At 60.5% G+C, this 20,397-nt stretch carries 15 protein-coding genes and 2 pseudogenes; 2 read left to right on the top strand and 15 right to left on the bottom strand.

The features are described 5' to 3' along the window. Positions 1 to 115: 115 nt before the first annotated feature. Positions 116 to 566, bottom strand: a pseudogene (locus ACN0SW_RS13975) (DUF1403 family protein); the annotation flags it as partial. Between the two features lie 156 nt (positions 567 to 722). Here ACN0SW_RS13975 and ACN0SW_RS13970 point away from each other — a divergent pair. After that, complete coding sequence (locus ACN0SW_RS13970) at positions 723 to 1,820, top strand: tyrosine-type recombinase/integrase (RefSeq protein WP_417728535.1); 1,098 nt, start codon at positions 723 to 725, stop codon at positions 1,818 to 1,820. A 6-nt stretch (positions 1,821 to 1,826) separates the two neighbouring features. On the opposite strand, the gene ACN0SW_RS13965 is transcribed toward ACN0SW_RS13970, so the two are convergent. From ACN0SW_RS13965 to ACN0SW_RS13935, 7 genes are all read right to left on the bottom strand, one after another. Next, the gene (locus tag ACN0SW_RS13965) at positions 1,827 to 2,162 is read right to left on the bottom strand and encodes a type II toxin-antitoxin system RelE/ParE family toxin (protein WP_417728534.1); all 336 of its coding nucleotides are present in this window, start codon (positions 2,160 to 2,162) and stop codon (positions 1,827 to 1,829) included. Then, positions 2,159 to 2,416: a type II toxin-antitoxin system ParD family antitoxin gene (locus ACN0SW_RS13960; RefSeq protein ID WP_417728533.1), complete on the bottom strand. Its 258-nt coding sequence runs from the start codon at positions 2,414 to 2,416 to the stop codon at positions 2,159 to 2,161. Before ACN0SW_RS13960 ends, ACN0SW_RS13965 begins: the two co-directional genes overlap by 4 nt. Positions 2,417 to 2,471: 55 nt before the next feature. Further along, positions 2,472 to 3,764 (bottom strand): plasmid replication protein RepC, encoded by a 1,293-nt coding sequence (repC, locus tag ACN0SW_RS13955; protein WP_417728532.1) that lies wholly within the window; start codon positions 3,762 to 3,764, stop codon positions 2,472 to 2,474. 241 nt (positions 3,765 to 4,005) lie between these two features. Next, positions 4,006 to 4,953: a plasmid partitioning protein RepB gene (gene repB / locus ACN0SW_RS13950; protein WP_417728531.1), complete on the bottom strand. Its 948-nt coding sequence runs from the start codon at positions 4,951 to 4,953 to the stop codon at positions 4,006 to 4,008. 23 nt (positions 4,954 to 4,976) lie between these two features. Next, positions 4,977 to 6,161: a plasmid partitioning protein RepA gene (repA, locus tag ACN0SW_RS13945; RefSeq protein ID WP_107722874.1), complete on the bottom strand. Its 1,185-nt coding sequence runs from the start codon at positions 6,159 to 6,161 to the stop codon at positions 4,977 to 4,979. A gap of 198 nt (positions 6,162 to 6,359) precedes the next feature. Then, positions 6,360 to 6,698 (bottom strand): DUF736 family protein, encoded by a 339-nt coding sequence (locus tag ACN0SW_RS13940; RefSeq protein WP_417728530.1) that lies wholly within the window; start codon positions 6,696 to 6,698, stop codon positions 6,360 to 6,362. 457 nt (positions 6,699 to 7,155) lie between these two features. After that, complete coding sequence (locus ACN0SW_RS13935; RefSeq protein ID WP_417728529.1) at positions 7,156 to 8,385, bottom strand: MFS transporter; 1,230 nt, start codon at positions 8,383 to 8,385, stop codon at positions 7,156 to 7,158. 93 nt (positions 8,386 to 8,478) lie between these two features. Here ACN0SW_RS13935 and ACN0SW_RS13930 point away from each other — a divergent pair, with 93 nt between their 5' ends. Next, a complete protein-coding gene (locus ACN0SW_RS13930; protein ID WP_417728528.1) occupies positions 8,479 to 9,351 on the top strand; it encodes a LysR substrate-binding domain-containing protein in 873 nt (290 codons plus the stop codon). 122 nt (positions 9,352 to 9,473) lie between these two features. On the opposite strand, the gene ACN0SW_RS13925 is transcribed toward ACN0SW_RS13930, so the two are convergent. From ACN0SW_RS13925 to ACN0SW_RS13895, 7 genes and pseudogenes are all read right to left on the bottom strand, one after another. Next, the gene (locus ACN0SW_RS13925) at positions 9,474 to 10,385 is read right to left on the bottom strand and encodes a DUF2493 domain-containing protein (protein WP_417728527.1); all 912 of its coding nucleotides are present in this window, start codon (positions 10,383 to 10,385) and stop codon (positions 9,474 to 9,476) included. Between the two features lie 311 nt (positions 10,386 to 10,696). After that, positions 10,697 to 11,743 carry a toprim domain-containing protein gene (locus tag ACN0SW_RS13920; protein WP_417728526.1) on the bottom strand — a complete coding sequence of 349 codons (1,047 nt, stop codon included), beginning with the start codon at positions 11,741 to 11,743 and terminating at the stop codon, positions 10,697 to 10,699. Continuing rightward, entirely contained in the window at positions 11,740 to 16,137 is a 4,398-nt protein-coding gene (locus ACN0SW_RS13915; RefSeq protein WP_417728525.1) for a strawberry notch-like NTP hydrolase domain-containing protein, read from the bottom strand. The genes ACN0SW_RS13920 and ACN0SW_RS13915 overlap by 4 nt, the downstream gene beginning before the upstream one ends. Before the next feature lie 515 nt (positions 16,138 to 16,652). Continuing rightward, a complete protein-coding gene (locus ACN0SW_RS13910; RefSeq protein ID WP_417728524.1) occupies positions 16,653 to 17,282 on the bottom strand; it encodes a hypothetical protein in 630 nt (209 codons plus the stop codon). Between the two features lie 105 nt (positions 17,283 to 17,387). Beyond that, a pseudogene (locus ACN0SW_RS13905) lies at positions 17,388 to 17,726 on the bottom strand (DUF6915 family protein); the annotation flags it as partial. Positions 17,727 to 17,883: 157 nt separating this feature from the next. After that, positions 17,884 to 18,321: a hypothetical protein gene (locus ACN0SW_RS13900; protein WP_047997895.1), complete on the bottom strand. Its 438-nt coding sequence runs from the start codon at positions 18,319 to 18,321 to the stop codon at positions 17,884 to 17,886. Next, on the bottom strand, positions 18,318 to 20,351 hold the full coding sequence (locus tag ACN0SW_RS13895; protein ID WP_231580182.1) for a hypothetical protein: 2,034 nt from the start codon (positions 20,349 to 20,351) through the stop codon (positions 18,318 to 18,320). The genes ACN0SW_RS13900 and ACN0SW_RS13895 overlap by 4 nt, the downstream gene beginning before the upstream one ends. Between the last annotated feature and the right edge of the window lie 46 nt (positions 20,352 to 20,397).

Below are 20,397 nucleotides of genomic sequence, written 5' to 3'. Positions count from 1 at the left end.
ACAATCCGCTACCATCGGCTCGAAGCATTCGAGGCGTGGAAAGATGCGGCACACGTCGCTTGATGTACGAACGCAGCACCAAATTGCAGACCAGGCGCGTTAATGTGACAACACCCCAACACCATCCCGGCCCGGGTCACCGGCAACCCTTTCCCCGCATCGAGCCACGTGGCAATCTGGCCCGGCTCGAAGGCCGGCAAGGCCCGGCCCAGACCCTTGATCGACACCGGCCGTTCCGCCGCACGCTGCCAGGCCAGATAAGTTTCACCGGCCGGTCCGGGCAGGTCGCCGGGCCGCAACAGGTGCACCGCATCGCGCAACTCTCCTGCCCGCTCCGACCGTCCAGAGAACGCGACACAAGCCTCGGCCGCGCGCAGCGCGAGCCGGTCCCGCAACAAGGCTTGGGGCACCTCCACGCGTCCCAGCACAAGATGCAGGTGGTTCAGCGCCGCATCCGACAAAAACGCAACATCTTCAAGGGTTTCAGCGCGTGCAGAGGTGACCCAGTCGGGCATCCGGGGTAACGTGTCGAGGTCGCTGATGTGATTTGGCCGGGCAAAAGTCATGCCTGAAGCCTACATTGGCGCGGCGCTTTCTGCCAGAAAATAGCGACCAAACCGCCCCAACCTTTGGCGCTTTGCTATGTCCAATAAGTTTGCATTATCGGACTTAGAAAGATATGCTGAAAATCAGTTTAATTTCATCACTGGATTCACTGGAAAATGGCCTCAGAGGACGAGAAGTCGACATCATCAAACTCTGGTGCGTTTAGTATCGCCCAGGACGACGAGAGAGATCAAGAAAAAAGCGACGATATCTCCCTACCCGCCCACGTCGCGGGCTCAGGCGGCCTCGATCGCCTGGTCGACACCGCCCGCGACTACGCGCGCGCCGCAGCCTCCGACAACACGCTGAAAGCTTATGCGAAGGACTGGACGCATTTCGCGCGCTGGTGCCGGATGAAGGGCGCGGAGCCTCTGCCCCCGTCGCCCGAAATGATCGGGCTCTACCTTGCGGACCTGGCGTCCGGAGCGGGCCCCTCCCCTGCCCTATCAGTTTCGACGATTGATCGCCGCCTGTCGGGTCTCGCCTGGAATTTTGCGCAACGCGGGTTCATGCTTGACCGCAAGAACCGGCACATCGCCACGGTGTTTGCAGGGATCAAACGCAGGCACGCCCGACCGCCAGTGCAGAAGGAAGCGATCCTGGCCGAGGACATCCTCGCGATGGTCGCCACCTTGCCTTACGACCTGCGCGGTCTGCGGGACCGGGCCATCCTGCTCCTCGGCTATGCTGGGGGCCTCCGACGCTCGGAAATTGTCAGCCTCGACGTGCACAAGGACGACACGCCGGACTCGGGCGGCTGGATCGAGATCTTCGACAAGGGCGCCCTGCTCACCCTCAATGCCAAGACCGGCTGGCGCGAGGTCGAGATCGGACGCGGCTCAAAGGATCAAACCTGCCCCGTGCATGCGCTCGAACAATGGCTGCATTTCGCCAAGATCGACTTCGGTCCGGTCTTTGTCGGGACCTCGCGCGATGGCAAACGGGCATCAGAGGCGCGGCTGAACGACAAGCATGTCGCGCGCCTGATCAAGCGCACGGTGCTGGACGTCGGCATCCGGTCGGATCTGCCCGAGAAAGACCGCCTGGCGCTGTTCTCCGGTCACAGCTTGCGCGCCGGTCTCGCCAGCTCCGCCGAAGTCGACGAACGCTATGTCCAGAAGCAGTTGGGGCACGCCTCGGCCGAGATGACCCGCCGCTATCAGCGCCGCCGCGACAGGTTCCGCGTCAACCTGACGAGGGCAGCCGGGTTGTGATGTGGATCAGGAGTCTTCGGATTTCAAAGCCGAAAGTGAGGCAACATGGCGAGGGAGATCGCTGCGGGAATGGAGGATGTCCACGATGATGACCTCGTCCGATCGATCCAGAAAGACCAGGAAATGCTCCCCTGCCCTTATGAACCTCAGGTCGTCGACATCATCAACGAGAACTGCGCAACTCCGACTTTGGGCTTGGCCATTCAGAATACTCTCACAGCGGTTGAGCAATTCGGCCTCGTAAAGCTCTGCTTGGCGCAGCCCGAAAGTTTCGATCGTCCATCTGGCGATTTCAGTGAGGCTGGCTTCCGCACGACGGGTCAGCCGGAAGGATCGGCTCATGAACGCGCGCGCGCAGTCGCAAAGGCCCTACGGATTGCGTCTTTGCCGCTGCCCTCAGCGAGATCACCCGCCTTGGCCTGCGCCAGACCCTTGAGAAGCCCTTGGCGGATGCTCGTGATCTGCGCCTCTTCCTGCTCGAGCAGCCTCAGGCCAGCGCGCATGGCTTCACTCACATTCTGGTAGCGCCCGGACGCCACCAGTGCTTGAACCAGATGGTCTTGGGTTTCGGTCAAGACGACGTTGCGTGTCACCATGGGTCAGGTCTCCTTTATTGGCAATATATGCCAATGCCACGTATTGATCAATACGTCACGCTGCCTGCCCACTGAGCCTACCATAGAAGCTGCGCTCGAGATGCAGCTCCCCTGCGTCGGCTTTCTCTACCATGCCCCGCAGATAGCCGCCCGGCGAGGCAACCTCGCCCGCGCTGTGTTTCTCGAAGACGAGTGCAAACGCGGCCGTGGCCACCTGGGTGCCCATTCGGTCCTGCGCCACGTTCCAGGCATGCTCCGAAATCCCAATCATTGGCCGCAGTTGCCCCGCAACCCGGTGCAGATCGCCCCAATCCTTCAGGAATCCACCCATATTGCGCGCCCAGGACGCGAACTCAGGACAGGCCTGCATGATTGTCGGCAGGTCCAGCGCCGTCCGTTTCTTGCTCACCTCGGCAACCCAGTCTTCCAGCTCCCTGTCAACCCGCTCTTCGGGTGGAGCATTGGGCACGACACCCGCCGCTTCCTCTTTTTCAGAGGAATTACTAGTTACAGGATTAAGTTGATTTGTAATTAGTATATGAGGTTCGGAAATGACCTCCCTGGGGTTCATTTCTTGAGTATTCTCTATGACTTGGGCGTGTTTATCATCGGCGTTTTCCACAGGTTTTGTCACACCAGTCGCCTTGAGGTAGGCCGCTTCGACGCGCTCCTGAAGGTCCTTGAACCACAACAGTAGCCGTTCCAACTGCTCTGAGGCTTGATGGCGGCGCGGAAGCTGGCCCAGAAGCTCCTCGAAGAGCCCCGTGAATTGGCTCCAGGGCCCTCGCAGCGCATTGCTAGTAGCCGCCTCGATCCGGGCTCGGATCATCCGGCGTGCCACCGTGATCTGGCGTTTCATGCGTTGGCAGAGCTCGCGTTCGGCCTGCAGCTCGGCATGAAGCTCCTCGAACTCCTCGACACGCGCCGACAGCGGCGACAGGTCGAAGCCATAGGCTTCGACGATGCGCCCCTCAGCGTTCCTGCGGCCCCACCGCTTGCCATTCGGGCTGTCCTGGAAGGAGATCACGCCGATCTCTGCGAGGCGCCGCGCATGGCGCTTGAGCGCGGAGAGCGAAAAGCCCGTCTGCTCCATCAGATAGGCGTTCGACGCCCAGACGATCGGGCGCTGCCCCTCCTCCCAATCCTGGGACTGCGTGAAGGCCCCGAGCGTGTCGAGGAGCATCATGTCGCCAGCCTTCAGGCCGATATGTGCACCAACACGCTTGAGCGCGACAAATGCCCGTGTTTTGGGTACTGCTACCCGTTCACCGGCTTGGGCAAGTTGCTCAGCCGTAGCCAGCCCGGCCGTTGCTTTTCGCCACCCTGACCGTTGGCTTATGTTGGACATAACTCTCTTGTTCTGAGACATGCCTGTCTCAGCCGCTCCTTGTGGAGCATCACTAAATTTTTCCATCTTTATGCCAGCGACAAAGAAATCCCGTTCGCTCAGAAGCGTTTTCTCTTGTGTGGTGATTCGTTGGCTGCTAAATTCTAGGTGTCTAATCTAAGAATTGCGTTCTGCGCAGCAGCCCTCGAAGCTCCGGTTTCGGGGGTTTTCTTTGTTTGCCGTTCCTCCTTTCTGCTCGTCCTCAGTTGTCATCCGCCGAATTTACATCTGTAAATTCGGCATAGGATTTTTTGATAATCTCTGCGAGATTGCTCTCAAGCCAGGTTGCAAACTCAGCGTTTGCGCCGGACTTCTTGACTGACAATGACAATGTTCCGCGGCCAGCTTTGATGGTCACGCCTTCCAACGGCGTTATCTCTCTAACCCCGCTCGACGTCTTCGCGCCGCGCTTAGTCGCTTCCCTAATGAGAAATTCGAGGCGTTCATCCGAACCCGACGAGGCGCTGATTCTGGCCAAGATATCGAGCGCCGCGCGTTCAGTTATCTTCTTTGAGAGAAATAACTCCGCCAGCTCCGTCCATTTTGGACGCCCGGACTTTGGTGCCGCGCCAATCAGGTCGCCGATCTTGACCGGGACGTTTTGTGTTACCTTTGTAAGGTGCGAATGACCCGACGCAGAGAGATTGAGAACCTGCCGAACAGTTGCCGCGTCGTGGCCCGCTGTCTGGATGGCCACGGCGAACCGTGCCTTCTCGTAAAAAGAGAGGTTTCGGCGCGCGGCATTTTCCAGTCCTTTCGCCAGCAAAGCCGTAGCGTCATCGATATCTTGGACGTTCGCGCGAACCTTGATGCCGAGTTCGCGGCAGGCCTTTAAGCGCCGCCGCCCATAAATCGCCTCGAAGCGCCCTTCAGCCGCCTTTGATCGCCGAACAAGAATGGGCACTTGCTGACCACCTTCTCGGATGCTGTTCTTTAGTCCTTCAAAGCTCTCGTCATCGTCTTCGACGTTTACAGCTGTAAACTCTTCAAGGCGATCTACTGGCCCCCAATCGTCGATTATGTTGGGGTCAATTTCTCGGATAGATGCCAGAGAGCCTTGAAGGGCTCCCAAAGCCGGAGCACTGGTCTTCGACGGCCGCTCCGACGGCGCCCCGCCAGAACGAGCGATCGTATTTGCAATACCGGACATATCGCGAAGTGATTTCCTAGCCATTACTTACGCCCCCACGATTGCTGGATCATCGTTTCGACTTCATGTCCCACAGCATCCATGGAGCCCTTTGCACGATCATATGTGGCCCGTGTCATTTCGGAACGGACCACTTCATAAATCGACTGTTTGAGCATGGTCGCGTCACTGATTGCTGTGCTCTTCAAGGCGGTTGCCGACATGACACGATCTTGAAATAAAGCTCGCATGAAAGACGTTAGCTGCTGAGAGGGAACGTCGGTCGGTTCGTCTCGCGTGATCAGAAATTTGAAGTGATCATATTGGAGAGTTGCGCCAGCATCCTCGATCACACCCATATACGCTCCGGCTAATTCAAGAAACTGAGCAGTTGACGAAACGTCCAACATCGATGGTGTTAGAGGGACAATCAAAGAACTAGCGGCAGCCATCCCAGCAATCGTCAGGAAACCAAGCTGTGGCGGGCTGTCCATAAGCACCAGATCAAAATCATCTTCTACCTGTGCCAAAGCATTTCGAATACGAGTAAAGAATGGTTGATCTGGGTTCGAATGAACGGCCGACTCAGTCTCAAACTCGGACAGCATCAAGCGGGACGGCGCAATCGAGAGCCCTGGAAAGTATGTTGGAACGACGACATCAGCCATGTTCACCGGCTCGTCGTAGCGAATCGCATCATAGACAGTCAGTCCATCGAACTCGATTTCAGGGCTGATCCCGCACATTGATGTGAGAGATCCCTGAGGATCCAGATCAACAACCAAGACCCGATATCCTCGAAGAGCAAAGTAGTGAGCGAGGTGGACGCTCGTCGTGCTCTTACTGGAACCACCTTTGAAATTCATCAGCTGCCAAATTTGCAACTGCTCCTCTCCCGAGCGGCGAGGCAGATAACGGCCTTTCTTCCGAGAGGTCTTCTCTAGAACTTCGCGCGCGTCCCATATCTCTTGGGCTGTATAGTAGCGGCGGCCACCCCGGATATCGTCAGGTTCAGGGATTGTGCCCTCAGCGTGAACCTTTCGCATGAACTGTCCGGATACTCCCAAGAGCTCAGCGGCCTCAGGTGCCGAAAAAGAACGTAGCGTCTTCGTGTTGTCTGGGGCAAAAGCAGAGAGCAGGTGTTCTCTGATGGCAGCGTTGAGTCGTTCGGAAATCTCCGTTGCAAGAGCCGAAGGGCGCTCACTTGCCAATGGTGTCACAGGAATCATCTGGTTGCCCCAATTTCGAAAATGTGGCCTTTTTCGCGCCACTTGGGGATAAAAGCAGTGATTCACGCGACTAAGTCAAGATTTTTCCTCTATATAGTGTCTATCAACGCTTGATGAGACTATATCCACGGCCACGATCTAGGTCGAGTTTACAGCTGTAAACGAATTGGCCGAGGTAAGCCCCCGCCAACTTTGGTCTCACGCTGCGTCTTTCGGCCCCCGGGGGATGACGGCCTGCAGGGACAGATCGTCCTGGTTCGCGGCCTTGCCGAGGTTGGCGTTGAAACCGTGGTCGCGGATGGTCAGCGTGTAGTAGTCGGCACCAGTCTCCTTGTTCTGCTTCTTCCAGATGCCGCCGCACTCGACCAGCTTGCCGCGCGGGGAACGACCGAGGACACGGTGCGTGGGTGCCATCGGGTTCGTGCTCGCGACGGGTTCGACCGTGATGTCGAGGTCGAAGGTCAGGGTCGAGATGGAGCCGACGCCCTTGGCGGTCTCAAAGTCGGCACTGGTGGATTTGATGCAGTTCGTGGTCATTGCTCTTCTCCTTGTTTGCCTCGTGAGGAATGGCCCGGAGGGTCAGGGGAAAAAGATCGGCGACAACCTTTGTGGACGGGACGACAGCTGCGACCAGCATGTCATGCAACGCGGCACATCGGGAGAAGCGCGGCGGCCGCGAAGGAAGATGGGTGAACAGCCGAGGGAGATGCAGCTGAACTGCGGTCGATGCTGTACCCAACTTCTTGCCGGAGTGTATCCGACTGTTTGCACACTCTGGACCAAGACCCGGCCTCGACGCATCACCCCAAGGCCAAACGAACCAGGAAGTTGTTGCTGGTGCGCCATGGGCGACGCCGTTGGATAGGTGACTAGACAAACGCGCCAAGATCGGATGAGGCGTCAGACTCCGATGCGGACATTGAGAGTTTGCGCGGCGAATGGCGGCTCAGAGCCCACTTTACCGGATGTTGCGAAGCGACTGAATGTCCGCATTTCAAGATGCCGCAGCTTTGGTTATTGGGTGTGCTTTCAAAAACAACGCCAACACTCCGGCCCCGACTGCCAACCAAACTGAGCCTGTCCAGACAAGGGTGTAGGTCTGTGTCGCGGTAAAGACATAGCCGCCAGCGAACGCACCCATTGCCCCGCCGAGGGCGTGGCCCGCAGAGATCAAACCCATAGCGAGACCCATCGTTTTGATCCCAACATGGCTCGCGACCAAACTGGCCGTGACGGGAACTGTCGAATAGTCGACCGCGCCAAACAGAACGGCGAACAAGAACAGCATTTCAATAGATGTTCCGGGAATGCTGCCGAGTAGGATGAATGTCAGCGCCCGCAGCATGTATATTGCTGCCAGCAACATCGGACGATTGACACGATCCGTGAGCCAGCCGGCAGCTATCATGCCTATGAGGTTGACGAGGGACAGCAAACCATAGGCGGTTGCACTTGGAATGGGTGGAAATCCACAGAATGCCGCAAAGGGCAGCAAATGTGTTTCAACGACGCCAGTCGTCGTAAACCCACAAATCAGAAAGCTCCAAAACAGGAGATGAAAGGCAGGCTGTCGTACAATTGAGGTGAAGTCCTGCCGCATTGTTGATGGGTCGTCTTTTCGCCCTTCGGCTTCGTTTGATGACATATCTGGTCGCATGGTCATCCGAATGCATGGGATCAACGCGAGGCTCGCAAGCGATAAGGCACCAAAGCTCCAGCGCCAGCTTGCAAATGCCAATAGCGCTGCGATCAAAGGGACGATAAGAAATTGACCACCCGTCGCACCCGATGTGCCAATCCCTGTCGCCAGCCCCTGATTGTCGGAAAAGCTGCGGGTGACTGCCGTGGCCACAACATGGGTCGCGACAATTCCAAAGCCGATGGCACAGAACCCGGCAAAGCCGATGACGAACATCAGCTTGCCGTTCATCAGTGCCACGATTGCACAGCCGACCCCTAGCAATCCCATGCCCAGGTTGAGTGTGAACTGCGATCCGCGACAATCCACCAAGCGCCCTGCAAACGGGGCAACAATAGCCATAATCAAGAGCGCTGCCGCTCCGACGCTAGAGATATAACTACTGGTCCACCCGAACTCCGTTTGCCAAACAGGCATGATCAATCCAAGGGCGGCTCGGCTGGAGAAGGCGAGCGACAGTGCCAGGAACCCGAAGATGACAACGGTCCAGTTCTGGCGTGGTTGGGCGGATGTGGTTGCTGACATGGTGTATCTCCTTGTCCTCGCGAAATGCCACGTAACTTGCGTTTTGACGAACGAGAAACTGGTCAAATAACTTTAGCTGATCTAAAGTGAAGAATGGCAATACGCATCCAGGACCTCTACACATTCCACGTCGTCGCACGCGCAGGCGCGATGCAGGACGGCGCGCATGAACTTGGCGTGACGCCGGGTGCAATCAGTCAACGCATCCGTGCAGTCGAGGAGCGTCACGGGGTGCGCCTGTTCACCCGAAGCAAAAATGGGATCACACTCACGGCGGCAGGGCTTGCGCTTCAATCAGATGTCAGCGCGGCGTTTTCGACGATTGAGGCCGCACACCAAAAGAACTTTGCCCGGCATGGCCACACGGTGCGGATCAGCGCATCTGCGACCTTTGCCCACACCATGCTTGTCTCCAGCCTGGGACGATTTTCTGAAGCGCATTCAGCAATCAAAGTCTCGGTCGAAACCGAAGACCGATTGGTTGACCTCAAATCGGAGCCCGTTGATCTGGCGATCCGCCATGGTCTTGGCACCTATCCGGGCCTGCGGTCCGAATGGCTATGCTCTCCAGAGCTGATCCTTGTCGTTAGTCCGAAACTATTGGAACGCCTTGGGCCGCTTGAAACGCCATCTGACTGTCTGCGGTATAGATTGTTGCCCGATTCCACAGGAAAGGATTGGTCGATCTGGTTTGAGGCACAGGGCATTGACGCCAGCGGCGCGGCCTACGGCACACAGTATGGCAACGACTTTTTGACGGTTAAAGCAGTGATCGACGGTCAAGGATTGGCATTGCTGAACGATGTCTATGTGAAAGAAGGCTTAGCCTCAGGGCATTTGGTGCGAGCATTGAATGCCGCATGGCCGACAGCATTTGCATACTATGCTGTCGCACTTGCCGAGACGCTCGAAAGACCGGCAGTCTCAACCTTTGTCAAGTGGCTCAAAAAGTACCTGAGCTCATAGTTAGTTCTAAAGCTGCCTTTGGAGCAACCGCAGCGAAATCACACTTATCCCGCTGAGCGGTCATTGGCACGACTCAGATCCGATGTCCGCATTCGAACCGCTACGTCGGAATGTACCGGGGCCTAAGCCCCGATCCTCTTAATGCGGATCCCGAGCTTACGGGCCTTGTCGACGATGTTCTCGGTGATACCCGAACCGGGGGTGGCGATCAGCCCCTGCGGCATCGTCTCGAGCATCTTGTCGTTGCGCTTGAAGGGGGCGGCCTTGCCGTGGCTCTTCCAGTCGGGTTTGAAGACCACCTGCGTAACACCTCGGGTATCCGCCCATCGGGCCGCGATCATCTCGGCGCCCTTGGGTGTGCCACCGTGCAGGAGCACCATGTCGGGGTATTTGGCGTGGGTGGCGTCGAGGACGGACCAGATCAGATCATAGGCGTGATAGTCCCCGCCCGAGAACGCGATCCGCGTGCCTTCGGGGCAGTGCACCTCGGTCTCCATGCGGCGCTTGGCCGACAGGTAAGCCCGACTGTCGACCACGGCGGAAGTGAGCCCACGATGGGAAACTTTGGATCCGGTGCGGGGCAACCAGGGCGAGCCTGTGGCAGCCGAGAAGTGGTCCACGGCCAGATCGCGCATCTGCTCGAAGGCGTCGCGATGGTCCCAGAGCTTCAGCCCGATCATCTGGAGGCGCTCCAGCTCGACCGAGGCGACCTCGGAGCCGTCCTGTACGGCCAGACTTTCCCGGACCTCGAATTCGTTGTCGTCGAGGAGCTTCTGGATATGGGTGAGCCGGCGATGAAAGATCGAGGTGAGGGACCAGAGCATCTCTTCGAGATTGTCTTCCAACTGGCTGCCGGTAAGGAGGCCGGTGGTGGTGTCAAAGAGGGTCGCCATGGCGAGCTCGACCTCGTCGGGCTGGGGCAGGGGGCGATGATCGGCCTCGCCGGGCCCTGGCGTCGCGCCGTAAAGCGCCAGGTGGTCGAGGATGGCGGAGGTTACGCCGGTTTCCTCGGGGATGTCTGTCTGATGGGGCATTTTCTTGTTCCTCTGATTGATCTGACCCGATTTGGATGGGGCGATAACAGGACCGGCGGCGACCGGGCCGCATCCGTCAGGATCGGAGCAAAGCGGAGAATGCGCCCAGGGCCGGAAAATTGTCCCCGCGAGGAATGGCCCGCCACGGTCATGTGGTGGGGCAGGGGAATTTTCTGGTACGGGGCGCATTGCTGCCCGGGCGAGGAGCACTCAGCTCCGACCCGCCGGTCCATCGCTCCCCTTATCCAAACGGGATCAGATCGAACCCGCGGAACCTTTGCCCAGTCGGACATCCCCGGGAAGGTCGGCGGTCACCCGTCCTCGATCTCCAAACCTTGTGCTTTCATGGCCTTGAGCAAGGACCGGCGTAGCGCATCTCTGCCAAAAGCTCGCAGATCGTCGTTGAAATCGCCCATGTTCGGCACGAGATCACCACAGGCAATTCCAATAGATTCCAATTGGTTACGCAATCTCGTTGATGCGTTACGTCCAGCCTCGTCATTGTCTCGCACGATCCAGATGCGCGTGATCCCCGGCGGCGGGATGAAGAGGCCGAGATGGGTGGCGGTGAGACAGGAGGCGAGATCGAATTCTGGCAGGGCGATTCCGACCGAGAGGGTGTTCTCGAGACCTTCCGCGACGATGAGATCAGTACGCCCGGTGCCGGACCAGAAGCGGATGGCATGGCCGTGCAGCTGTCCGAGGATCCGCTTCGGGCTCTCGATCTCGGCCAAACCGCCGGTGGAGGGGTCGAGATAGACCCTTGCGCATCCGGTGATCTGGCCGCGATTGTCGGTGATCTTCGCGAGCAGGGCAGGGGCCCTTTGCGGCAGATCAGGGTCGTCCTCGCCCGGCCGCAGGAAGACCCGCGGGTGATAGCGCAGAGCCGGGCCGAGCCGTGTGATCCCGCGCCCCTGCAGATAGGTGGCAGCCAAGGTGCCGAGAACCGGCTTGCCAGCGGCAAAGAGCTTCCGCGCCCGCGCAATGCGTTTGCTGGAGGCTGCCTCCGGGCGCTCAGCCTTTCGAGTAGAACGAGACTCGGCAGGGCAGGGGGCTTCGCCGAGGAAGGATCGAGCCTCCCTCAGCGTTTCCTTGAGCGTCACCGATCCAAGCCGTTCCTGCAGCAGGTCGATCAGGTCGCCATATTCACCCGTCGCGAAATCTTGCCAGGACCCGGCTTTACGACCACCCTGCGCCTGCAGACGGATGGCGAGGCTCTGGCCCTTTACGCCAGAGGTGTCGCCAACCTGCCAATAGTTGCCCTGCTTGCGCCCCTCGGGGAAATACTGGCGGCAGAAACTCTCGGCGCGATCAGCCAAATCGGCCGAGAGGTCTGCCACGCTGCGACGCGCGCTCATACGGCGGCATCCGCAGCGTTGGCGCCAACCGGATGCTCGGCGAGCACCCGCGCCAGCACATCGGTGCCATCCACCGGAATGAACACCCGCGTTTTCCACTGGATCACTTCGGTGAAGCAACCCAGGGCCTTCAATCCGGGCAGAGCCGCGCCCGACGCGCCGATCAGCTCGAGCCGCGGCTGTCCCATGACCAGCGACCGGCGCAACTGGTAGCCGCCAAGAAGGTTCAGGGTCGTTCTGGCTTCCATCACCGCAGCAAAGACCTCCTGCGGCGTCATCTCGATCTGGCAGTCGAGACCAAGTCGCGCATAGACGTTCAAGAGTTGCTCTTGGCTGACCAGACGGCCAATGGCGCGCTCCCCATCCTCGGTCTGAAGGCGGTAGATGCGCATGTTGTCAGCGGGAAGCCGATCCCAGATCGGCAGGAGCAACCCGCAGATCAGCGTGATCTTCGAGGTGGTGAACTCCGGCACCGCGTCAACCTCGGCCTGCCAGAGCCGTTCGAACATCGCATCGTCGATCTCTTCCCAGTGCGACTTCGAGAACTCGGTCAGCGCGAGGATTTCGGTTGCCATGGGCCGCAAGAGCTTCACCCGAAGGATTGGCACACCATCCTCGTCCATGAAGGCCGGCGCCCTCACCATCAGGGCCGCGCGTTTGGAGGTCTTGTTCCAGCACAGCGTCGCGCCTTTTGTGTCAGTACAGATCTCTTTGACCCGGGGCAGGGAGAGCGGATCGTTGCGATCGGTGCGCTCAACGGTCAGGGCGGTGGCCGTCGCTCCTGTCGCCTCATGCTCGAAGATGACCTTGCGGTCCAATATCTCGAACTTCTCCGCGCGCAGGGTCTCTAGCCCGATATCGAGCGTGCCTGCCTGGCGCGCGTCCTCGATGATGGCGGAGAGAAAACCGCCGAAGGCCTCGAAGATCGCGTCCTGCATGTCGATGCGGAGCGCGAGGCAGCGGTTCAGGAACTGCTGAATCGGCGGCAGGTTTTCCTTCATCGTGCCATCCGCCTCATCGAGCGTCAGCCCGGTCATCTCCTGGAATTTGGCGTAAGAGCAGGCCTCGATCTTGCCCGCCCGCAGCTTGTAGAAGAACTGTCGCAGCGCCGCGCGGGCGTAGGGGCTCTCGAGGTTGTCCTCTGCGCGAAACATGTTCTGACCGCCGGTCTCACGTTGCCCCTTGGTGATGGCACCTAGCGTGTCGAGGCGACGGGCGATGGTGGAGAGGAACCGCTTCTCGCCTTTCACATTGGTCGCGACGGGGCGAAAAAGCGGCGGCTGCGCCTGATTGGTGCGGTTGGTACGCCCCAACCCCTGGATCGCATTGTCGGCCTTCCAGCCGGGCTCAAGTAGGTAATGCACCCGGAGGCGCTGGTTCTTCGCACTCAGATCGGCGTGATAGCTGCGCCCCGTGCCACCGGCGTCAGAAAAGATCAGGATGCGCTTGTCATCGTCCATGAAGGCCTGCGTCTCACCGAGATTGGAGGAGGCGGGGCGGTTTTCCACCTTGAGCCGCCCTTGCTGCGTCTTCACGATGCGCCGTTTGCGCCCCGTGACCTCGGCCACGGCATTCCCGCCGAAATGCCAAAGGATCTGATCGAGCGCGCCCTGCACCGGTGCAAGCGCGCCAAGATGCTCGACAAGATCGTCTCGCCGCCGCTCCGCCTCGCGGCAGATGATCGGGTTGCCATCGCCATCGAGGGCAGGGCGGGAGCGCAGATCGCCGTTCTCGTCGGTGTAAGGCTCAAAGAGCTGCGTTGGGAAGGAATGCATCAGGTAGTCCATGATGTTCTCGCGTGGGGTAAAATCGACCTGCAGGTCGTCCCACTCCGAGGGCGGGATCTCTTCGAGGCGCCGTTCCATCACCGCCTCGCTGGTCGAGACCACCTGAATCACGGCCGAATGCCCCGCCGCCAAGTCCACTTCGATCGCATGGATGAGCGAAGGGCATTTCATGGCGGTGATGAGATGATTGAAGAAACGCTGCTTGTTGCTCTCGAAGGCCGAGCGCGCAGCGGATTTCGCCTGAGCGTTCAGCGTACCGGTCTCGGAGGAAATACCCGAGGCCTGAAGAGCGGCCTCCAAGTTGGTGTGAATGATCTGGTAGGCGTCGGCATAGCTGTCATAGATCGCGACCTGGGCGGGCGTCAGCTCATGCACCAGCATCTCGTATTCGACCCCGGCATAGGAGAGCGAGCGTGCCAGATAAAGCCCGAGCGCCTTCAGGTCGCGCGAGATCATCTCCATGGCGGCGATGCCCCCGGCCTCCATCGCGGCAACGAACTCGGCCCGCGTCACGAAGGGGAAATCACCCGTGCCCCAGAGACCGAGGCGGGAGGCATAGGCGAGATTGCCGACGACCGTCGCACCGGTCGCTGAGACGTAGAGCACCCGCGCATCGGGCACGGCGTTTTGCAGCGCGAGGCCCGCAAGACCTTGCTGGGACGCTTTCTTGTCGCCGCGGTCGGACTTTTCGCCGGCGGCATTCGCCATAGCGTGGCTTTCGTCGAAAGCGATGGCCCCGTTGAACCCCTCGCCGAGCCAAGACGTCACCTGATCGAGGCGGGAGGCTTTGCCCTCACGCTCGGCTGAGCGCAGAGTGGCGTAGGTGACGAAGAGGATACCCTCGGGCAGACGAATGTCGCTGCCCTGACGGAATTTCGAGAGCGGCACGATATCGCTTTCGCGCCCACCGAGCGCCATCCAGTCGCGCCGCGCATCTTCGATGAGCTTGTCGCTCTTGGAGACCCAGACCGCCCGTCGGCGTCCCTGCAGCCAGTTGTCGAGGATGATGCCCGCGACCTGACGTCCCTTGCCACAACCGGTGCCATCACCCAGGAACCAGCCCTTGCGCAGACGGAAGGCACCGTTGTCGCCCTCAGACGCGGCCATCAGCTGGCCTTCGATCTCGCCGCGCTTGAACCAGCCCTTCAGGTGCGTTTTGTGGGCATTGCCCGCATAGATGACGCTTTCGAGCTGCGGTGCGGAAAGGAGACCGTCCGCGACGAGGGTCTTCGGCAGAACGGGTCGGTAGGTCGGGACAGGCGGCGGGACAGAGGCCATGGCCGCGGATTGCACGAGTGCGGTCGGATGAGCGGCCGCGCCGTCGATCCAGATCGATTGCAGGTCATAGGCTTCGTAGACCGTATCCTGCAGCGCGCCATCGGGTTCGCTCCAGGATTTCGGTAGGTAGTCGAGCGGGGCCGTCTCGATGTCGTCGAAGGGATGCCTCGCACGTTCTTCAGCGAGAGCGCGGGTTTCCTTGCGGGCGGCGTTGCGCAGGGCGTGGAGGTTGGTGCGGGTCGGGCGGCTCGGCTCAGCCAACGCTGAACTGGTGGGGCAGGGCGGGGGGCTGCGGCGCTCAGGGCAATGGGTGAGCACCGCAGCGAGAAGTTCACCCGTGGTCGCGCAAATCGGATGATAGGCAGCCTCGGTGGCGAGCGGCGCGCGCCCATCCGCGCCAACAGGCCGCTTGTCGATCACCGTCAGCCGGGTATCGATGGTGGTGCCATGCGGCGCGAACACCTTGCCGTCGATCGCGGCGGAAAACACGACATCGGCGCTTTGTCCAATCCGCTGAAATGTCGATCGGAAGCTTTTCGTGGAGGGGCAAAAACTCTCACCGGTGATGACGACCAGTCGCCCGCCCGGCGCGAGGCGTGCCAGGGCGGAAAGCACATGCTGACTGGTCGCCTGCCTAAACCGGCCCTCGACATGGTTGGCGGCGGAGAACGGCGGGTTCATCACGATGACCGAGGGCGTGATCGACCGGTCAAGCCGGTCGTCGATCGAGGCGGCGTCGTGATCCGACACCGTAGCTTCTGGGAACAATTCCCTCAGCAAGGCGCGGCGGGTTTCGGCAAGTTCATTCAGCGTCAAGCGAACACCCGCAATCTGGGCGAAGATCGCCAGCATGCCAGTGCCGACCGAGGGCTCGAGCACCAGGTCGTCGTCCCGAAACCCGGCTGCTCGCGCGACGATTGCCGCGAGGGGCAAAGGCGTGGAAAACTGTTGCAGACGGATACTGTCTTCAGAACGCCGCGTATGAGACGGAGCCAAGGTGGCCAGCCGCTCGATCATGGCGAGGAAGGCCCGTGGCGAGGTCGCCTGGCGCTGCATCAGCGCGCCGTAGCGCGAAAGCATCAGGATCTGGGCGACTTCAGCGGCCTCATAGGCGTCCTTCCAGACCCAGGCGCCGCTGGTGTCTCTGGCGCCGAAAGCCTCCTCCATCGCGGTGCGCAGGGCAGCGGCGTCGATGGACCTGCCCGCCTCGAACAAGGGGACGAGGGTTCTCGCGGCCTGGGTCAGGTTGTGGGCGAAGCCCGAGGCCTCGTGCAGGGCAGGGGCTTCGGGCTCAGTTGCAACTTGGACGGAATGGGGGTGAGCGTTCATCGGCAATCTCCGGAGTTGAAGGTTGGCCCCAAGCCCCGCGTGCACTCTCTCACCCGGGAGGGGTCACCCCTCCCGCCCTGCCTCTCGCTCTTTCATGGCCTCTAAAACTGAAGTCTTTGTAGCGAGAACTTATCCACAAAATCTGGGGATGATGCTGTGGGCGTTGTCGCGCAAACCCATGCCAGGCTGCTGGGACAAGGCCGTGCCCGCATTTTGGGCACCTCCAACGAAACGGTCCCGACACACAGCAAGCTGGGGGACCAAATGGTCAACGAGCAGAAATCGCAAGAACTCAGAATGGGGATCTGCAAATAAAAAGGCGGCATCCGGGAGGAGGTGGATGCCGCCGATTATTCCGGATCGGCTCAGGGAGGAGGAGAGAACCGATCACAAGAGCGAACATAGGAGCAATGCTGCAGTCGCACAATGGGTGGGCTATGATTTTGCTGCAATGCAGCAATGCGCGCGCGCAATCGGGTGCTGCCCATAGTTCCGGTGTGTGGCGGCGATTTATTCTATGGATGGGCGGTCAATGCGCCGATCGCGGGTGTCACATGTGGATCAGACCGAGGAACGGCATTCCGCGCCTCCGGCAAACAATGCGTCTCATAGTCGCCAACAAACCCCCAGCAGGCGTCGATTTCCTCGTCGTCCCGCTCGATGACATAGCCATAGACCCGACCGCCAAGATAGGCGTCGTAGCTGACGATTTCGCCGCGCAGGATGTCTTCAACTTTTTCGCGCAACGCCTTGGTGACGCGTTTCACGCCAAACTCAGTCCGGACGGCCTCGAGCGTCACATAGACGAAGCCGACCTGGCCGGAATCCCACGGACAGTGAAACCCGATGGTGTTCATCGCGAGGCCGGAATGGTCATAGAGAAAGACGGGCAGTAGGATCACCTTGCGCTCGGCGCGGTCGCGCAGCTGGTCCATCGAAAGGTCGCGCTGATCCGAGACATCGGCAAGATCGCGCAGGAACGCCTCAGGGCTGTCGTGCTGATGGATGTCACCCAGCCGATAGCGCCGGTGCCAGCAGATCAGCTTACCGAGGTTGCACCACTCGCGCGGGCTCTCAGAATCGGGGTCGTGGTAGATCTTGATGGTGTGACCTTGGTAGGCCTCCTCATAGACGGGATCTTGCATGTCGATGTCCTTTCTTGAAACGCAATCGACCCGCCGAGCCGGATGTGGCGCGAGCGGGTCGATTGGGACGTGGTCAGGTGGTTGGTTAATGCGCCGCCCAGCGGATCAGGCGGCGGCGCGGTTCTGGCGATGCTGGACGTGCTCGACCGAGACTTTCAGGAGCCAATCTTCGAATCCGAGAATGGTCTGGTGACCCGCAACCGCCTCGACCCAGGCCGCGCGCGGATCGCCAACAATCTGCGTCGGGTCGTTGTCGATCCGACCATTGGCCATCCACGGCTCCGGCTGAATGCGGCCGAGCCAGTCCGCAAGCGACGGGATGCGCCCCTGACAGTCTTCACGCACATGTTGCTCACCGATCCAGCGGATCGGGACGACCCGGCCCGCGCTGTTGGTTAAGCTGCGACCAAACAGCCGTTCGGCATCATAGATCCCAACGGCATGTTATCTGGACAGTCAAGCTGTCTCTTAAGGAAAACACCCTGCGATCATTGGGGTTTTCCTGAGTGGCATCGATGAGACAATTCATGGGGGCTCCCTCTCTATCTTATCCCTGTTTCACCCCCACCCAGCTCACCTCTTCCTCTCCCTGATCATGACTTCAGATGCCGCCCTGGGACGGCGGACTGAACGGCAGGACTTTCGGGTCGGCCCGCGCGATCTGTGCTTCAAGAACCGCAATCAGGCGGCGTTGTTCTTCACCCTTCAGCGCGAGTACCTGGATTTGTTGCGCTAGGGTTTTGACGGTCGCGCGCAGCTCTGCCAGTTCGCCGCCGCGGGCGGCCCTCAGCTCGGCTTCGAGTTCACGGATACGGGCTTTCAATCCTGCGACTGATCCCGACCGGAACCGCGCCTCTGCCGCACGAAATTCCGCAAGAACGGCAGTGGCCCGGTTGGCTGTGGCGCGGCTGACGCCGGCCTCGCACGCGAGATTGGCGACACTGAGGCGCCCGTCGGTATGCTCTGAGGCTCCTTCGAGCAGCCGCTTCATGGCGGCGCGCAAGGCGTCTTCGGTCTTCTGACTGACGGGCCATGTCATAGCTTTGGGTCCTCCAAGTGCGCGATCAGTCCGCGCTTTCGATCATTGTCCTGCGCGATTGCGACCTTCTGAAATGCCGACAGGGTGTTGCCCTGCAGGAGGCGCTCGCCCTCCTCGATCGAGGTCCGCCAGGGCGCGACATGGCGCGTGGTCAGGCAGGAATTGGGGCAGCGGTCAGGGCTGCAACGCGAAATCACCGGGGCCTCCGGCTTGTCGTCGGGCCGCAGGCAGAGGGCGCTGGCGGGCTCAAAGAAGCAATCGTTCAGAAATCCGACATGCAGCGTCTTTCCAAGATGCGCCAGCATCGTTCGAAGGCGTTTCTGGTCGAGGATGCGCCCGGGCAGATCACCGAGGGTGTCCCGGACGTGGTCGAACTCCTGCTTGAGACGGGACGAAGCCGGTCCGCCGGGCTCGTCACCCTGCAGGTAGGCCTCATAATAGGCGACCACATCGTCCAATTGGCCAAGGGCGCGTTCCTGCTCGACCGCCCGGCGAAAATCTCCGTGCGGCGCACCGGCATAGCCCTCGAACATCGCCACGGAGGCATGCTTGTACTGGATCTTTCCGGCAATCACGCCGAAAGGGCGGTTCGCGATGTACCATGCGATGGTGCGCCGGAACTGGCGGGTGCTGAAATGCCAGGGGCGTCCGTCGACATGTGGAATTGCGGGCGGGTTTGCGACCTTTGCATCCAGACCGTCGCGGAACATCTTGATGATCGGCGACGCCTGCGCGGCAAGGTAATCCGCCGTCCAGTCCCAAGGCTTCAACGAGACCCAAAGAGATCTCAGGTCGCGCTCGCCGCGTGCGCGCCGTGACAGGACTTCCAAAGCATCGACCGCTCGGGCGACCGGCGCGATAGTGATCCAATCGGCGGAAACACCCGCCGCCTCGCGGTGCTTATAGACGTTGCTGCGTACCCGATAGCGCTCGATCAGGTTGTCAGCACTGCGTTCAACCGAAACGCAGCCCGGCTCCATGTCCTGCAACTCGCTGTCGCGCATCCCCGTCAGATACGCGCAGACGATGTAGCAGGCCGCCTGCAGCATCTGCTCTTCATGTGGCAGGCTGTCCGTGTCGAAACGCTCCCGCCAGGGCAGGCCGGTATCGGGATCGAGGGTGATCGGGGTATCCATTCCGCCGACCTCGGTTCCCATCTCACCCGCCATCTGGTCCAGCATCCTCACGGTCGCGGTGGAACTACTGAGGTTCCCCGTTTGAGGACAGCCGATCTGAAGGCACATCAGCCTGAAATTATACGCGTTGCCTTCCCTAACATCGGGGACACCGCGGGTGGTGTTTGGACGGCGCTCCCAGAGTGGCACGCCCCGCCCTTCCGCCCGACGGGCCTCGAGCCAGGTGCGAAGACGGTAGCGAAACCGTTCGTGGCGGGTCTGGCGCGCATCCTCGGCAATAATCTGGGCAGCGCGGGCTTTAAGGCGATCCAGCTCTTCGCGCGCCGCGAGGATATCCGGAGCGAAGACATCGACGTATCGCATCGACCAGTGGAGCAGTGCGCCGATGACCGGTTCGGGGATGCGCGGCGTGGTGTTCTCCGAGCTCGTCCGGCTCCGACCGCTGACATTGCTTGCCGTGCGCCCACCCCAGGGCAGGAAGGGAATGCCGCCCCCGGTCACCCATGGCCCAAAATGATGGAGGTCGATGGGGACATCGACATAGAGGCGGATCTGTTGCGATGAACGTGCGCCGTCTGCCCCCAGATGCGCCAGATACGCGTCCAGCACTTGCTGGTCGACGCGCGCCAGTTCGACGGAACCGATACGATCGTGCAGGAACTCTCCGAAATGGCGCAGGAACAGCAATGTGCCCTTGGCGGTCGAGGGGCCGCAAGGGCCCCGGTAGCTGCGCAGAGGCGCCTGAAGGCGGGCAAGCATATACTCCTTGGCGAGCCGTCGAAGCGCGGGGTCTTCGATGGCGCCGAAGTCCACGCGAAACGCTGCCGGACGCGCGTTGGCGCGAAACATCGCTGGACTGAGATCCCAGACATCGTCGCCGAAGCGGGACAGCATCGACCGCTCCGATCCCGGTCTGAGCGGTCTGCCTGCGAGGATGTCG

Source organism: Roseovarius sp., assembly GCF_048262375.1.
Lineage (GTDB): Bacteria > Pseudomonadota > Alphaproteobacteria > Rhodobacterales > Rhodobacteraceae > Roseovarius.
Note: the sequence above shows the minus strand (reverse complement) of the source record. Positions and strands in the feature narration are given on the sequence as shown.

What these genes read in the sequence shown, in the direction of transcription:
- repC (WP_417728532.1), bottom strand. Translation starts at nt 3,764, where the DNA reads ATGTCCAACATAAGCCAACGGTCAGGGTGGCGAAAAGCAACGGCCGGG.
- ACN0SW_RS13960 (WP_417728533.1), bottom strand. Translation starts at nt 2,416, where the DNA reads ATGGTGACACGCAACGTCGTCTTGACCGAAACCCAAGACCATCTGGTT.
- ACN0SW_RS13920 (WP_417728526.1), bottom strand. Translation starts at nt 11,743, where the DNA reads ATGAGCGCGCGTCGCAGCGTGGCAGACCTCTCGGCCGATTTGGCTGAT.
- ACN0SW_RS13900 (WP_047997895.1), bottom strand. Translation starts at nt 18,321, where the DNA reads ATGACATGGCCCGTCAGTCAGAAGACCGAAGACGCCTTGCGCGCCGCC.
- ACN0SW_RS13965 (WP_417728534.1), bottom strand. Translation starts at nt 2,162, where the DNA reads ATGAGCCGATCCTTCCGGCTGACCCGTCGTGCGGAAGCCAGCCTCACT.
- ACN0SW_RS13930 (WP_417728528.1), top strand. Translation starts at nt 8,479, where the DNA reads ATGGCAATACGCATCCAGGACCTCTACACATTCCACGTCGTCGCACGC.
- repA (WP_107722874.1), bottom strand. Translation starts at nt 6,161, where the DNA reads ATGATTCCTGTGACACCATTGGCAAGTGAGCGCCCTTCGGCTCTTGCA.
- ACN0SW_RS13915 (WP_417728525.1), bottom strand. Translation starts at nt 16,137, where the DNA reads ATGAACGCTCACCCCCATTCCGTCCAAGTTGCAACTGAGCCCGAAGCC.
- ACN0SW_RS13940 (WP_417728530.1), bottom strand. Translation starts at nt 6,698, where the DNA reads ATGACCACGAACTGCATCAAATCCACCAGTGCCGACTTTGAGACCGCC.
- ACN0SW_RS13935 (WP_417728529.1), bottom strand. Translation starts at nt 8,385, where the DNA reads ATGTCAGCAACCACATCCGCCCAACCACGCCAGAACTGGACCGTTGTC.
- ACN0SW_RS13925 (WP_417728527.1), bottom strand. Translation starts at nt 10,385, where the DNA reads ATGCCCCATCAGACAGACATCCCCGAGGAAACCGGCGTAACCTCCGCC.
- ACN0SW_RS13970 (WP_417728535.1), top strand. Translation starts at nt 723, where the DNA reads ATGGCCTCAGAGGACGAGAAGTCGACATCATCAAACTCTGGTGCGTTT.
- repB (WP_417728531.1), bottom strand. Translation starts at nt 4,953, where the DNA reads ATGTCCGGTATTGCAAATACGATCGCTCGTTCTGGCGGGGCGCCGTCG.
- ACN0SW_RS13910 (WP_417728524.1), bottom strand. Translation starts at nt 17,282, where the DNA reads ATGCAAGATCCCGTCTATGAGGAGGCCTACCAAGGTCACACCATCAAG.
- ACN0SW_RS13895 (WP_231580182.1), bottom strand. Translation starts at nt 20,351, where the DNA reads ATGCTGTCCCGCTTCGGCGACGATGTCTGGGATCTCAGTCCAGCGATG.